Origin of the sequence: Janthinobacterium sp. UMAB-56 (genome assembly GCF_900095265.1) — a bacterium.
Lineage (GTDB): Bacteria > Pseudomonadota > Gammaproteobacteria > Burkholderiales > Burkholderiaceae_D > Janthinobacterium.
In genome coordinates, this window is sequence record NZ_LT607654.1 from 474,240 (window position 1) to 488,613 (window position 14,374).

Annotated in this window: 16 protein-coding genes; 4 read left to right on the forward strand and 12 right to left on the reverse strand. The window is 61.8% G+C overall.

The window, feature by feature from the left end:
- On the reverse strand, positions 1-583 hold a 583-nt coding region (locus tag K0F85_RS28695), incomplete at its 3' end, for a pseudouridine synthase (RefSeq protein ID WP_374198668.1).
- Positions 584-672: 89 nt separating this feature from the next.
- Between K0F85_RS28695 and K0F85_RS10700 the strand changes: the two genes are divergently transcribed.
- Entirely contained in the window at positions 673-1,476 is an 804-nt protein-coding gene (locus tag K0F85_RS10700) for an outer membrane protein assembly factor BamD (RefSeq protein ID WP_219116005.1), read from the forward strand.
- A gap of 37 nt (positions 1,477-1,513) precedes the next feature.
- On the opposite strand, the gene yaaA is transcribed toward K0F85_RS10700, so the two are convergent.
- The gene (gene yaaA / locus K0F85_RS10705) at positions 1,514-2,284 is read right to left on the reverse strand and encodes a peroxide stress protein YaaA (RefSeq protein ID WP_219116006.1); all 771 of its coding nucleotides are present in this window, start codon (positions 2,282-2,284) and stop codon (positions 1,514-1,516) included.
- 30 nt (positions 2,285-2,314) lie between these two features.
- On the opposite strand from yaaA, the gene K0F85_RS10710 reads away from it, so the two are divergent.
- The 3 genes from K0F85_RS10710 (at position 2,315) to K0F85_RS10720 (ending at position 5,155) form a co-directional block, all read left to right on the forward strand.
- Positions 2,315-2,749: a putative toxin-antitoxin system toxin component, PIN family gene (locus K0F85_RS10710; RefSeq protein WP_219116007.1), complete on the forward strand. Its 435-nt coding sequence runs from the start codon at positions 2,315-2,317 to the stop codon at positions 2,747-2,749.
- Positions 2,750-2,832: 83 nt separating this feature from the next.
- Positions 2,833-4,011: a pyridoxal phosphate-dependent aminotransferase gene (locus K0F85_RS10715; RefSeq protein ID WP_219116008.1), complete on the forward strand. Its 1,179-nt coding sequence runs from the start codon at positions 2,833-2,835 to the stop codon at positions 4,009-4,011.
- 40 nt (positions 4,012-4,051) lie between these two features.
- Positions 4,052-5,155: an HD-GYP domain-containing protein gene (locus tag K0F85_RS10720; protein WP_219116009.1), complete on the forward strand. Its 1,104-nt coding sequence runs from the start codon at positions 4,052-4,054 to the stop codon at positions 5,153-5,155.
- Positions 5,156-5,206: 51 nt separating this feature from the next.
- On the opposite strand, the gene K0F85_RS10725 is transcribed toward K0F85_RS10720, so the two are convergent.
- From K0F85_RS10725 to K0F85_RS10770, 10 genes are all read right to left on the reverse strand, one after another.
- On the reverse strand, positions 5,207-5,857 hold the full coding sequence (locus K0F85_RS10725) for a DUF4276 family protein (RefSeq protein ID WP_219116010.1): 651 nt from the start codon (positions 5,855-5,857) through the stop codon (positions 5,207-5,209).
- A complete protein-coding gene (locus tag K0F85_RS10730) occupies positions 5,854-6,954 on the reverse strand; it encodes an AAA family ATPase (protein WP_219116011.1) in 1,101 nt (366 codons plus the stop codon). The genes K0F85_RS10725 and K0F85_RS10730 overlap by 4 nt, the downstream gene beginning before the upstream one ends.
- 141 nt (positions 6,955-7,095) lie before the next feature.
- Positions 7,096-7,986, reverse strand: coding sequence for an alpha/beta hydrolase (locus K0F85_RS10735; RefSeq protein WP_257572676.1), 891 nt, complete (start codon positions 7,984-7,986; stop codon positions 7,096-7,098).
- A 25-nt stretch (positions 7,987-8,011) separates the two neighbouring features.
- On the reverse strand, positions 8,012-9,055 hold the full coding sequence (locus tag K0F85_RS10740) for a tetratricopeptide repeat protein (RefSeq protein WP_219116013.1): 1,044 nt from the start codon (positions 9,053-9,055) through the stop codon (positions 8,012-8,014).
- A 17-nt stretch (positions 9,056-9,072) separates the two neighbouring features.
- Positions 9,073-9,978: an ExeA family protein gene (locus tag K0F85_RS10745; protein WP_219116014.1), complete on the reverse strand. Its 906-nt coding sequence runs from the start codon at positions 9,976-9,978 to the stop codon at positions 9,073-9,075.
- A complete protein-coding gene (gene mshL, locus K0F85_RS10750) occupies positions 9,979-11,757 on the reverse strand; it encodes a pilus (MSHA type) biogenesis protein MshL (protein WP_219116070.1) in 1,779 nt (592 codons plus the stop codon).
- 38 nt (positions 11,758-11,795) lie between these two features.
- A complete protein-coding gene (locus K0F85_RS10755) occupies positions 11,796-12,170 on the reverse strand; it encodes an MSHA biogenesis protein MshK (protein WP_257572677.1) in 375 nt (124 codons plus the stop codon).
- Positions 12,155-12,844 carry a type II secretion system protein GspM gene (gene gspM, locus K0F85_RS10760; RefSeq protein ID WP_219116015.1) on the reverse strand — a complete coding sequence of 230 codons (690 nt, stop codon included), beginning with the start codon at positions 12,842-12,844 and terminating at the stop codon, positions 12,155-12,157. The genes K0F85_RS10755 and gspM overlap by 16 nt, the downstream gene beginning before the upstream one ends.
- Positions 12,844-13,506: a hypothetical protein gene (locus K0F85_RS10765; RefSeq protein ID WP_219116016.1), complete on the reverse strand. Its 663-nt coding sequence runs from the start codon at positions 13,504-13,506 to the stop codon at positions 12,844-12,846. The genes gspM and K0F85_RS10765 overlap by 1 nt, the downstream gene beginning before the upstream one ends.
- Positions 13,503-14,374 (reverse strand): agglutinin biogenesis protein MshI (locus tag K0F85_RS10770; protein ID WP_257572678.1); only part of this gene is annotated, 872 nt, incomplete at its 5' end. The genes K0F85_RS10770 and K0F85_RS10765, both read right to left, overlap by 4 nt.

The window sequence follows — 14,374 nt, forward strand, 5'->3', positions numbered from 1 at the left end:
TGACGGTGCGCGCCTGCAACTGGCGCACCAAATCCGTTTGCGATGCCAGGGTCTTGCCGACGACCATCAAGCCGCTGGTATCCTTGTCCAGGCGATGCACGATGCCCGCGCGCGGCACGCCCGCCAGCTGCGGGCAGTGGTGCAGCAAGCCGTTGAGCAAGGTGCCCGACCAGTTGCCAGGGCCCGGATGCACGACCAGTCCGGCCGGTTTGTTGATCACGATGATATGCTCATCTTCGTGCACGATATTCAATTCCATCGCTTCCGGCTTAAAAGCCTCGTCTTCCGGCGCGCTTTGCGGCAGAATGACGATCTTCTCGTCGCCATAGGCGGTCATGTTGCGTTTGGCAACTTTTCCATCGACGGTCACGAAACCGGCTTCCAGCCACAATTGCAAGCGGCTGCGCGAGTATTGCGGCACCAGCTTGGAGATGACTTTATCGAGGCGGTGGCCGCAGGCGTCCGGCGTCAGTTCCAATGTAATCGGGGCCATTTCCTCGAAGACGTCGTCGGCGGCAAAATCGCCGTCAAACGCCTCTTCGGCGGCATGGTCAGAAAGGGAGTCAAACGCGGGGTCAGCCAAATTAGGCTTCGGAGTTAATATCACAGCATTCCCATCGGCTATAATCAGCCTATTGTAAAATCTTGGTTAAAACCTTCTTGCAAAACGTCATGCAAAAAAAATTATCGTTGGTAGTCGCTTCAGTCGTTCTGCTCGGCATGTCCGCTTGCAGCTTGTTGCCTGAAAAAGTGGATGAGACCAAAAACTGGTCCGTTACGAAATTATACTCGGAGGCGCGTGAAGAAATGGCCGGGCAGCACTATGAAGCTGCAATCGGCCTGTTCCAGAAGCTGGAGGCTAACTATCCTTTCGGCAACTATGCTCTGCAAGCGCAGATGGAGATCGCTTACGCGTATTATAAGTCGGGAGACCAGGCCCAGGCACTGGCTGCCGTCGAACGCTTCATCAAGTTGCATCCGAACCACGCCAATGTCGACTATATGTACTACTTGCGGGGCCTGATCAGCTTTAACGACCAGATCAGCTTCCTGAACTTCCTGTACGAGCAAGATCCGACCGAGCGCGATCCGAAAGCCACGCGCGAAGCGTTTGCGGCCTTCAAGCAACTGGTCGACAAGTTTCCAAATAGCAAATACGCGCCCGATTCGCTGGCCCGCATGAACTATTTGATCGATGCCATGGCGAAATACGAAGTGCACGTGGCACGCTATTACTACCGCCGCGGCGCTTACCTGGCCGCCGCCAACCGCGCGCAAACGACGGTCAGCGACTTTGCCGCCTCACCGGCCATCGAAGAAGCGCTGTTCATCATGTACCGCTCGTATGACAAGCTGGGCTTGACCGACTTGCGCGACGATGCCTTGCGCGTGCTGACCAAGAACTACCCGAACACGGCATTCCTCAGCCCGGAAGGGGTGAACAAGGAACGCAAGTGGTGGAAATTCTGGCAGTAAGTTGCAATAAAAAACCGGGCTAGCCCGGTTTTTTTACTTAGTCAGCTACTTTGCGCCGGAACACCCAGCTCTTGTCGTTCGACGCTTCCGGCACATACGCGTAACCATCGACATCGAACTGTTTCAGCTGTTCCGGGTCGCGGAGGGCGTTGACCGCCGCATAGCGGGCCAGCATGCCGCGCGCGCGCTTGGCGTAGAAGGAAATGATTTTATACTTGCCGTTCTTCCAGTCCTCGAACACGGGCGCGATGACGGGCACGTCCAGTTGGCGCGGCTTGACAGATTTGAAATATTCTTCGGAAGCAAGGTTGACCAGCACTTTCGCGCCCTGCTCTTTTGCCGTGCGGTTCAGGCCGTTGGTGATGGTATCGCCCCAGAACGCATACAAATCCTTGCCGCGCGGGGTCGACAGGCGCGTGCCCATTTCCAGGCGGTGCGGATGAATCAGGTCCAAGGGGCGCAGCAAGCCGTACAGGCCCGACAAAATGCGCACGCGCGACTGGGCATAGTCAAGCTGGGCCGGCTGCAGGCTGCGCGCCTCGAAACCGGCATACACGTCGCCATTGAAAGCCATGATGGCCTGACGCGCTTCTGCCAGCTTGGGCGTCCAGGACGCGTAGCGGGCCACGTTGAGGGCGGACAAGGCGTCGGAAATACCCATCAGGCTGCCCACTTCGGCGGGCGAGAACTCGCGCATGCGCTCTATCAGCTGGGCGGAATGGTCGAGAAAATCGGGGGTGCTGTGCAACGAGGTTGTTGGCGGCGTCTCCAGGTCGAGACTCTTGGCGGGCGAAAGCACGATCAACATAAATTATCACTACAGAATAGAATTGCCGACATGATACCTGCTCCACAAAAACTCGTCCTCGACACCAACGTTTGCCTCGACCTGTTCGTCTTTAACGACCCGCGCTGGGCGAGCTTGCTGGCAGCCATGGAAAGCGGCGCCGTGCACGCCATTACGCGGGAAGACTGCCGCGCGGAATATCTGGTGGTGTTGCACTACAAACATCTGCCGCTCGACGAAGCCAGCCGCGCGCTTGCCGCCGCCCGCTTCGACGCCCACATCACGGTGGTGGCGCCGCCTGTTTCCGGCGTGCGCCTGCCCGTCTGCACGGACAAGGATGACCAGAAATTCCTCGAACTGGCGCGCGACGCCAACGCCGACATCCTCATCACCAAGGACAAGGCCTTGCTGAAACTGGCCCGCAAGACGGCCAAGGCCGGCATGTTCAAGATCATGCTGCCGGAAGGCTGGGCCTTGCCAGGCTGAGCCGCCAAAGCCCCACCCGCAACGGGGCGCGCTGCGCTAGAATGGGGCACGATTCCACTTTCCGCACCGCGCCCCTACCGTTCATGAACAGCCCGTCCCTGCCCCATCTGACTCCCACCCTGCGCACGCGTTTGCCTCTGGTGGGCACCACCGTGTTTACCCGCATGTCCAGCCTGGCGGCCCAGCATGGCGCCGTCAACCTGGGCCAGGGCTTTCCCGATTTCGATTGTGCGCCGCAACTGGTCGATCTCGTCAGCGACGCCATGCGCGCCGGCCACAACCAGTATCCGATGATGACGGGCGCAGCGCCCTTGCGCGAAGCGATTGCCGCAAAGATCGCCAGCCTGTACGGCCACAGCTATGATGCCGGCACGGAAATCACCGTCACGGCCGGTGCCACGCAGGCGCTCACGACCGCCATCCTGTGCTGCGTGCATCCGGGCGACGAAGTCATCGTCATCGAACCGGCCTACGACAGCTACCTGCCCGCCATCGCGCTGGCCGGCGGCGTGCCCGTGCTGGTCTCCATGCAAGTGGACGAGACCGGCTACAGCGTGCCGTGGGACAAGCTGGCTGCCGCCGTCAGCCCCAAGACGCGCCTGATCATCATCAACACGCCACACAATCCGACCGGCACCATTTTGCGCCCTGCCGACGTGGCGGCCCTGGCCGACATCGTGCGCGGCACGCAAATGTTGATACTCTCCGATGAAGTCTACGAACACATGGTGTATGACGGCGTGCCGCACGCCTCGCTCGCGCGCAACGCGGAACTGGCGGCGCGCAGCTTCATCGTCTCGAGCTTCGGCAAGACCTATCACGTGACGGGCTGGAAAGTGGGCTATGTGGCGGCACCCAAGGCCCTGACGGCGGAGTTTCGCAAGGTGCACCAGTACAATGTATTTACCGTCAACACGCCCATGCAGCATGGCCTGGCCGGCTATATGGCGGACCCGCAGCCCTACCTGGATTTGCCCGCGTTTTACCAGCGCAAGCGCGATTTGTTCCGCGATGGCCTGGCGGGCAGTCGCTTTACCCTGCTGCCGGCCGATGGCACGTATTTCCAGTGCGTGCGCTACGATGCCATTTCGCAAGAGACCGAGGCGCAGTTCGCCGAATGGCTGACGACGGAAATCAAGGTGGCCGCCATCCCTGTCTCTGCGTTTTACGCGCACGGCAGGGAATCCAGCATCGTGCGCTTCTGCTTTGCCAAGAAAGATGACACCTTGCGCCTGGCGCTGGAGCGCCTGCGCAGCATTTAAATACCGCACGGCTCCGCTTCGGCGGGGCAAAGGATGACAGATGGTACAGCGTCGCATCGGCCCGGCCGACCTGGTTCCGGGCGAACCCCTGCCCTGGGATCTGTTTCTGGCTGACCATAGTGCCGGCCCACAACTACGCAAGGGGCAGATCATCACGGACGGCGCACAGCTGGGCCGCTTGCTGCAGCTGGGCCTGTACGCGGGCGCGCCGGACCAGCCTTCCGTCTTGCGCCTGCTCAACGAAGCGGCGCAACGCCTGCAACGATTGCTGCTGGACTTGCGCAGCGAAAGCAACGCCGAGCGCGACGTGCGCGACATCGCCCGCGAATTGCTGCGCGCGCTGGAGCACGATGCCGACATTTCCCTGGCCAGCATCCTGCTCAACCAGATCGCCGGCACCTACGCCGTGCGCCACTGCATCGAAACGGCCTTGCTGGCCATGCTGGTGGGCCGCAGCATGCACAAGTCGCACGATGAACTACTGTTGATCGGCGCGGCAGCGCTGACGATGAACGTGGGCATGCTGCGCCACCATGACAGTTTCCAGGACCGGCGCGGCCCGCTGAATGACGACGAGATGCGCATCGTGCGCCAGCATCCACAGGAAAGCACGGAACTGCTGCGCTGCGCCGGCGTCGATGACGAAGAATGGCTCAGTTGCGTGCTCCTGCACCATGAAAACGACGACGGCAGCGGCTACCCGCAGGGGCGCACGGCCGATGAAATCCTGCAAAATGCCAAGCTGATCGGCCTGGCCGACCGCTATTGCGCCCGCGTCTCGGCACGCAACTACCGCCGCTCCATCGTGCCAGACCAGGCGCTGCAGCACATCTTCCTCGACCAGGACGTGCCCATCGACCCTTTGCTGGGTGAACAATTCGTCAATCTGCTGGGAAAATATCCGCCCGGCACCTTGGTGCGCCTGCGCAGCGGCGAACTGGGCGTCGTCACGCAACGGGGCGCCGCCCACGTGCACCCGCTCAGCGATCCGCTGGGGACCCCGCTGGCCGCCGCCGAGTTGGCGCAGCTCACGCCCCGCGACACGTCCGACAGCCGTTTTGCCATCGTTTCCTCGCTACATGAAGACGATGCCGGCTTGCATTTCAGCATGCGGCACGTGTGGGGTGATGAGGCGCGGCTGTAGGAAGATTGGCAAAACTAGCCACGGTGGTTTGCTCGACCTGGAAGCTGACGCTCAGGCCAGGCCTTCAATCTTCTTCAACCACGCGTCAAAATGCGGGCAATCCTGTCGCATGGCATGCAAGCCAATATCGCAGGCGATCAATGGCCCATGGAAGGTCTTCTGGTAGACGTTCAGCGCAGCAAGTATGCGCTTCGATGGCGCTGTCTGCGCACTATCGTTAATATCCTCGGGCGCAGCCGCACGTCGCGCCGCACGTAAAGGTTCAAGCACAGCGTCATCATCGGTCCATTGCTGAAAGGCATCCAAATGTACAAATAACAAGGCTTCAAACTCGTGGACAAGCAAGTTGGGGATAAAATTACGCAGCTTGACATCCGAAGCCAATTGATTTTCCAGAAATTGGGCCTTCTGTACGCCGCTGGCCGCGACGGGATACGCCGCGCTACTCTTCCCTGGAAAATCTTTAGGTAGTGCGTACAGGTCGAATAGCGTGGTAACGTAAGCCGCAGGATCCCGCTTGCAAAGTTTTTCTATCTGCGGCTTGATCTTGGCGTAGCTCACCACGCCACCTTTGTATCCAGGACTGGTACTAACGATGACTGCCGTCAAGTAAAGGCCGATACCTGCATAGTGAGGCACCAACAACTCGTTGACGAAAGCCTCTTCGGTCTGTCCTTCCACCAGCAGGTAAACGCGACTCATCGTCCGGGCCTCCCACCGAGCAGGTTTTTCTTCCACATTTCACCCAGACTGTAGTCCTTGAGCCATTCGGCAAGCGCATCCCCGTCTGGACGCTTGAACGTCGACGATCCGCCACGCTTATCGACTACGATCAAATCATCCACATCAAATTCGTTGACCAATTCCACCGATTGTGTGGACACGATCAATTGGTGGCTTTGAGCCGCCGACTTGATCAGGCCGGCGAGCACGCTGATAGCAAATGGATGCAGGCCAAGTTCAGGCTCATCGATCAGCACCGCCTTGGGCATGAACTCCTCAGGCTGGAGCAAAACGGTCGCCAGGCAAATGAAGCGTAGCGTACCATCGGACAATGCGCTGGCGGAAAACGGTTCGTCCTGCCCCTGCTCGGTCCATTCCAGTTGTATCTTCTCTTTGTTATCGACCGTGGGGCGCAGCAGAAAGTCACCAAAAAAAGGAGCGACCAGGCGAATCGCCTTCACGATACGCAAATAGTGTTCCCCATGATGACTTTTTAAACGTAGTAAAAAAGCCCCAAGATTACGACCATCATCGCGCAAATACTCATTGTCGCCTATGCTGTGAATTTGCTTGACCAGTGCCGTGCTGCTGGTATCGTGAAAGTGATACAAACGCCAGCTCAGCATCGCAGGCACGACATACGCCCAAATACGCCCGTGCGTCCCTTTTTCCTTGTACTGCGTCTCAAAATGGCCAGAAGCAGGATGCCATTCACCGTGTACGTTCCACCAGAGTGCCTCGCGATAGAACATCATCCTGTTATCTGCGGTAGGCCGCAGGCTGAAGCGATAACCATTGTTACCAAAGTAGAGTTCCGCCCGAAGCTCCTCGGTCTTTTTGCGTCCAAAGTGCAATACGGCGTCTGGCCCGCCAGCCTGGCCAACAGCAACCTGCAATTGCTGATCCAGAATGCGATTAATCAGCCGAAAAAAACCGATGAAGTTGGACTTGCCAGCACCATTGGCACCGATAAGCACATTTAACCGGCCCAACTCCAGATCACATTCGGCGATAGACTTGTAGCCGCGTAGTACCAAGCGAGAAATCTGGTCGGTATCGTTGACTTGTTTGATCATATTTATGCCCCATTATCCTGACAGTATAGCTTCACAGGCAAACTGGCAGACTGGCTGCGCGTACTCAACCGGAATCAGCGCCCAACTTTCGCCGCGTGCCGTCTGGCACCATGCAAGCGTCCGCAGGTCCATGACCCGCTTTCATTTCTCCGACTTCAAATACGCCCGCAGTCCATGCGTGAGCACAAAAGGAAACACGCTCGCATGGTCTTCATCATCGAACACACGCAAACGCGTCTTCAGGCCGGGAAACTTGCGCGATTTCAACTTGTCGTCGAACTCGCGCAAGTCGGCCAGCATGTCGGCCGCTTCCTCCGAACGCGAACGCTTCTTGCCTGGGGCCAGTTTTTCCAGCCCGCCGATGCCAAAGAACACGGACGCGGGCAAGTCCTTGTGGCTGGCGGCATATGCCTGCTCGCGCTCGAACATGACGCCGGCGTCGTACCACAGTGACGGACTGCCGAGAATGAAATGCTCGAAGGTGCGCGGTTCGCTCAACAAAAATTGCAAGCCCAGCAGGCTGCCGTAGGAATGGCCAACAAACACCTTGCGCTGCATGTTGACGCGGTAATGTTGCGCGATGAAGGGAAACACCTCGCCAGAGACGAACTGCCCGTAGGCTTTCGCTTCGCCGAACGCTGGCTGGCGTCCCGGCATGTCCGAGCGGTAGTCGTGCTTGCGCGGCGTGGTGGGCGTGTAGTCGCGGCGGCGGCTGTACACCCCGCCATCGCCGTTGGCATACGACAGGCCGACCACCACCACTTCTTCCATCCCCGCATGCTTGTTCAGGCGCTGCGCGATATTGCGCACGATGGGAAACGCATAATTGGCATCGACGACGAACAGCACCGGATAACGCTTGCTGCCTTGCCGGTAGGAATCGGGCAAGGCCACATACAGCTGGTAGTCGCGCTTCAAGGCTTGCGCACGGATGTCGCGCACCTCGGTATGTTCCAGTACGTAGCTGGCAGGCGCCGCCTGCACGCTGTTGGCCAGGCAGCAAAAGACGGGGAGCAAACTGAAAAGCTTCAAGCTGTTTCTTTCCATGAGGTAAAAATTACTTCGCCGCAGCCGCCGTCAGCTGCACCAGCTTGCGCTCGACAAAGGCCTGCAACTGGGGCGACAGGGTTTGCAAGCCCTTGGCCCGCTCGAACGCCTGGCGCGCCTGGGCCGGGTGTTTATCGGCTTGCCAGGCTATCCCCAGGCCCATCCACCAGACACTGTTGTCGGGTGCCGCCTGCAGGGCCGACTGATAATATTCCGACGCTTCGCGATAGCGCTGCTCGCGTTGCAACACGCCCGCCAGGAAGGCATGGTATTCGCCGTTGTCGCTGGCGTATGGCAGGCTGCGCAAGAGCGTATCGAGGGCGGCAGCGCCGCCGTTGGCCTGGTCCAGCTGCAAACGGGCCAGCATCATCGCTTGCGCCGGCTGTTTCGGGTCCAGTGCCAGGCTCAGCTGCAACTGGCGTGCCGCTTCATCGGGGCGCTGCGCTTCGAGCAGCAGGCGCACCAGGGTTTCGCGCGCACCCTGGTGGCGCGGGTCCAGCTGCAGGGTTTGCTGCAAGGCCAGCATGGCGTCGGAGACGCGGCCATCCTGCAACTGCGCCAGCGCACGCCGGTAGGCATTCTCCACGCGCTGCTGGGCAGTGACTTGCTTGCCGTCAAGGATGCGCTCGCTGGCGGCGGGCACTGCCGTCTTCACCACCGGCGCGGGGGCATGCCTGGCCGGTTTTTCCGTGATGCGGCGCAATTCGGCGGGCCGCGCCCTGGCGGGCGCGGGGACGGCTTCCTCGGCCTGGAACACGGGCTCGGGCGCCGCCGCAGCGGCCATCACTGGCGCGGCTGCCACGACAGGCGCAGGGGCCGGGGCTGCGGCCAAAACCGGCGCACTGGCCACGCTGACCAGCACGGGCGGGCGCTTCCAGTACACCCAGCCCAGGGCGATGGCAACGGCCAGCATGCCGGCCGCGCCACCGAATAGCAGTGCACGCGCGACGCCGCGCTCGCGTTCTGGCACGGAGCGGATACCGGCCGCGTCGCCGCGTCCATCGGGAGTGCCGCGCGCATCGAGGTCTTGCAACATCTTGTTAATCAGGCTCATCTACAGGCTCATCTTCGTCATCGGTTCAATAAAGTCCAGCTCACGGCGCAGGCGGCGGCCAGCATGCCGGCGCTGGCCAGCCACGGCCAAGGTCGCTGCCAAAAGCGGCGCGGCTTGCTGGCCAGGGTGTCGCTGGCGGCCAGCGCCACGTGGCGGCCACTGACCTGCTGCCGCCCTTCACCATACGCCACCATCAGCGCCTTGTGCGCCATGATGTTGATCAGGCGCGGGATGCCGCCGGAAGCCTTGTACAGCTTGCCCACGCCGCTGCGGCTGAACAGACGCGCGCCATCGAAACCGGCCACGCGCAGGCGGTGCGCCACATAGAAATCCACATCGTCGCGCGACAAGGGTCCCAGGTGGTAGTGAAAGGTGATGCGCTGCGCCAGCTGGCGGATTTCCGGCAGGGCCAGCTTGACATCGAGTTCAGGCTGACCGAACAGCACGATTTGCAGCAACTTGCGCTTTTCCGTTTCCAGGTTCGTCAGCAGGCGCAGCGCTTCCAGGCTGTCGACGGGAATCGCCTGCGCTTCATCCAGGCACAGCAGCACGCGCTTGCCCTGCGCCGCCAGGTTGAGCAGGCGCAAATTAAGGGACTTGAGCAGCTGATGCTGATCAGCATCCTTCTCCAGCAGCACGTCAAGGTCGTCCGCCAGCGCCAGGATCAGCGAACGGGGCGGCAAGTTCGGATTCGGGATGTAGGCCGTGACGAATTCCGGCCCCAACGATTGCATGAACTTGCGGCAAAGAAAAGTCTTGCCGGTGCCCACTTCGCCAGTGATCTTGATGAAGCCCTCGCCATTGCGCGCCGCCACCAGCAGGGTGTTGAGCGCCTTTTGCGACTGCGGGCCGTTGAAGAAGAAACTGGTATCGGGCGTGAGGCCGAACGGTGCCTCGCGCAAGCCGAAATGGGCCTGGTACATTTAGCGCCGCTCCGACGGACGGCGCGGGTCGAGCGCCTCGATGCGCTTGCCCGAATCGAGCAAGTCCTCGTTCCAGCTATTGGCGCCATCGACGATGGTCGGCTTGATCAGCACCACCAGCTCGCGCTTCTGGATCACCTGCCCCGTGTTGCGGAACAGTGCGCCCAGCACGGGAATGTCGCCCGCGCCCGGCACTTGCGAACGGTCGGCGGTGGTGGCCTGGCGCATCAGGCCGCCGATGGCGACGATGCGGCCATCCTGGCTGCGCACCATGCTGTCCATCTCGGACGTGCTGGAAGCGGCCAGCGGCAGTTTCAGCGAACCGGCGCTGCCCAGGTCGATTTCCTTGCTGATGGTCGACACCTGGCTGACGGACGGGTGCACGTGCAGGATGATGTTGCCGTCCGCATCGATCTGCGGCGTCACATCCAGCACCACGCCGGAAAAGAACGGTTGCAAGGTCACGTTGGGGCTAGTCGTCGCGCCGCTGGCCGTCGTATTCGTGGTGGTCGACACGCCCGTCACGTAAAACTCGTCCGTGCCTATCTTCAGCACGGCCTTCTGGTTGTTCATGGTGGCGATACGCGGACTCGACAGTACGTGCACGGAGCCCTGCGATTCCAGGAAGGAAATCATGGCGGCAAAATTGGCCGTCTGGAAAGCCAGGCCGAACATGGAGCCGGCCGCATTTGCCGCCGCACTGAGGCCGAAGCCGCTGCTGGCCGTCAAGCCGCTGCCATTCGTCATGTTGGGCGGCTGGCCGCCATTGAATGGCAGTGGCGCCAGGCTGCCGCCCGGCTGGATGAAGCCGGTCGAGATGCGGTTCGTGTGGCCGCTCTTGATGGAGGCGAACGAAGCCCAGTTGATGCCCGTCTGCGTGTTGTTGTTGAGCTCGACTTCGAGGATCTTCGCTTCCAGGATCACCTGGCGGTCGACGGACAGCTGCGTGGCCTTCAAATACATGTCGACATTGCGCAACTCTTCCGGCATGGCGCGGATGACGATCACCCCCGACTGCGGGCTGAGCACCACTTGCCGTCCCCCTTCGGTACTGCCGACGATGGCTTCCAGCGCCGCTCTCAATTCCGGCCAAAAATCCGCCGTGGACGAGGTCGTCAAGTTGCTGCTATCCAGGGTACGGCCGCCCTGCCCGCCATTGGTTTGCTGTGTCTGCTCGTTATTGTTGCCCTGATTGCCATTGCCGCTATTGCCAGAGCCGCCAGAATTGGTGGCGCCCACCGAACCGACCGACGTCGACGAGACGCGCAGGTTGGAACTGCCCCGGCGCGCACCGGTCAGGTAATTCACGTGGAACAAGCGCGTCTGCATGGTCAGGGGCTTGATATAGATCTGCGTGCCCTCGACCTTGTAATCGTAGCCGTACAGTTCGCGCACGGCGTCGAGCGCCTGGAACAGGGTCACATCCTTCAGATTGGCGGAAATCGTGCCGCCGATGTCAGGGTGGACCAGCATGTTGTAGCGCGTGCCGGCCACGATGGAGGTGAAGAACTGGCGTGCCGGCACATTGTTGAAGGCCACGTTGAAGCGCTCGTCGAGCGCGGCGCGGGCCTTCGGCAGTTGCTGGGCCAGGGCCGCCACGGGTGGCAACAGCGCCGCGTCCACGGCGTCGGACTGGGCCGCTGGCGTCGTGGTGGCTGCCGCGCCCTTGACGGCATCGCTGATCGCATTGTAGGTGTCGCGCTTGACGGGCGCGACATTGCAGCCGCCCAGGCCCAGGCTGACGCTGATGACAGCCGCCATCGTACTGATCTTGAACATGCTCGCCTTGTGTTGATTGAGTTGCTTGGCCACTTCTTCTACTCCTGCTTGCGGTCGGTCTTGCTGCTGGGATACAGCTTGAAGGTTTCCAGTGATTTTCCACGCCGCAGCAGCACGGTCGTGTCGTGGATTTCCATCACCACGGCATCGCCCACCTTGCTGCCGACCCTGACCACCTGGCCATCGATGACGGCCAGCCGGCGTCCGCCCGGCCGGGTGGAAATGAGCACTGATTGCAGCTGCGGCCGGGCCGCCACGACGGGCGCGGCGCTGGCGGGCGCCCACAGGGCTGCCGGCGGACGGGTCGGATCATCGAGCGCCTGCGCCTGCGCGCCCGGCCATGCCAGGCTCAGCGCTAAACCCAGCGCCGGCAGCACGCGGCTGTTGCTCACTTTCGTCACAGTGCGATCCATGTATCGTCCATGCTGAGGGTATGTAAGGTCAGGGTCAGGGTGGCGCCCGGGTAACTGGCAGAGTCGAGGTGGGCGGCGCCCCAGAAGACGCGCGTCGGCATCGCTTGCAGCGCCTGCATGTATTGCACCAGGTCGGCATAACTGCCTTGCAGCACCACTTCCACGCCATGCTGGTGCAGCAGAGGTGCCGGGGCCGTAGCCGGTGCCTTGGTTGCCGCATCGCCGTTCCCGCTATCGGCCTGGCGCACGCCCACGGCGCTGGCGGGCAAGGTTTTCAGCGACACCACGCGCAGTCCCGCATGTCGGCGCAGCAAATGTTCAAGCAAGGTGAGCATCCGCTCGGGCGCTACCAGGCCATGCTGCTTCTCGCGCAGCGCCTGCGCCAGGGCCGCCGTTTCCGCCTGCAAGGCCTGCAGGCGCGTGCGCGCTTCCTGGTCGGGATCGGTGGCATGGGCGAGCATGGTCAGCGCGATTTCCTGGTTGGTGGCATTCAAGAGGCTTTGCTTTTGCGCAATGCTCGCTTCCAGCGCAGCGCGTTTCGCCAGCAAGGGATTGAAGCTCATGAAATAAAACACGAACACGATCGCTGCCGCCCCGGCGCCAAAAATCATCAGCCGCTCGCGCAGGCTGAGGGCGTCGAAGGCGGTGGCCCATTTTTTCAGCAAGGGCAGCATCAGCGTGTTCCTCCGGCAACAGATTTTGGCGGCTGGGCGGCGCGGTCGGCCGACTGCAGGCTGAATGCCACATAGGGCAAGCTGGTCGCCTTGCCTTCGGCCACGGCCGGCGGCTCGGGCTGGCCAATGTCGAGGCTGGCAAAGGCCTTGCCTTTCAGTACTTCCTGCTGGCCCAGGCGCGTGATGTAAGCGGGCAGCAGCGACGCTTGCAAGGCGCGGCCCTGCAAGCCGAAGTCATTGCCGGCGCCGGCGATGTCCACGCCCGTCAGCCATACGCCCTCGACCCTGGCTTGCGCCAGCGCGCGGAAGTAGCCGGCATAGCCGAGGGTATTGCCCAGTTTGCCGCTCTCCAGCACGTTTGACGCATCCTGCAGCAACTGGCGCTGCGCCTCGACGGCTGCCAGTTCCTGCGCCAGGGCCGGATCTTTCTTGCGTGGCGGAAAATCGCGCAAGGTCTGGTCGCGCTTTGCCTCGCCTTGCGCCAGCGCCGCCTTGACGCCCGCTTCGCGCTGTTCCAGGCCGGCCATTGCACGCTGGGCCAGCACGCCCAGCGCCAGCAAGACCAGCGCCAGGCCGCCCAGGGCCAGCCCGGCCGTGCGCGCCGACATATGGTGTTTTTTCAGTTCAAACTGGGGATTGAACAGATTGATCTGCTGGCTCATGCGCCCTTCCCTTCGTGCTTGCCCGGGCCCGGGCCAAGCTCGCGCAAGGCCGCGCCGATGGCCAGGAAGTAGCGCGCCTGCATGGCCGGGGCGCGCAGTTCGGCGGCCTGCGAAAAGTCCAGCACCGTGGCCAGGTCGAGTTGCTCGACCGGCATGTAGAGATTGTCGGCAAGATAGGCGTGCAAGCCCTCGCTGGCGCCCGTCATCAGCATCAGGCGGGCCAGCGAAATGAAATGGAACTGGCGGTCGAAATGATCGAACGAGCGCTGCAATTCCAGGGTAACGCGGTCGTAGTACTGGCTGGCGTCGGGCGACTGCAATTGCGTCAAGCTCACGTCGATGCGGCGTGCCTGGTACAGCTCGCCATTGAAACTCATGGTCAGCAAGCCGCCATCGCCATCGAAAAACAGCACGGCGATGCCGCGTCCCGGCGCTTCCAGCAAGGTGGCGATATTGCGCTGCGCCATTTCCGGGATATCGATCACGGACAGGCCGATCTTGCATTCGGCGTACAGCGCCTGGCGGCGCGACACGGCGCTGTTGCGCGCGGCGACGGCAAACACGCTGCTGCCGCGCTGGGTGCCGTTCGGGTCGCCGGGGATGTCGAACACGTCGATGGTGGCCTCGGCCAGGGGAAAGTCCAGCATGTCCTTCAAGCGCCAGCCCACGGCCGTCTTGAGTTCCTCGCGCGGCACGGCTGGCGCTTCCAGCGACAGCAGCTGGTATTCGCCGCCGGCCAGCACGGTGGTGCAGTGGCGCGCTGTCGCTTGTTGATCCTTGCCCAGTTTTTCCAGCACTTCGGCCGGTGCCGGCCGCGCAGCCGCCTGGTAGCTGGCGCCCAGCACGCGCGGCATGCCATCGGCGGGAC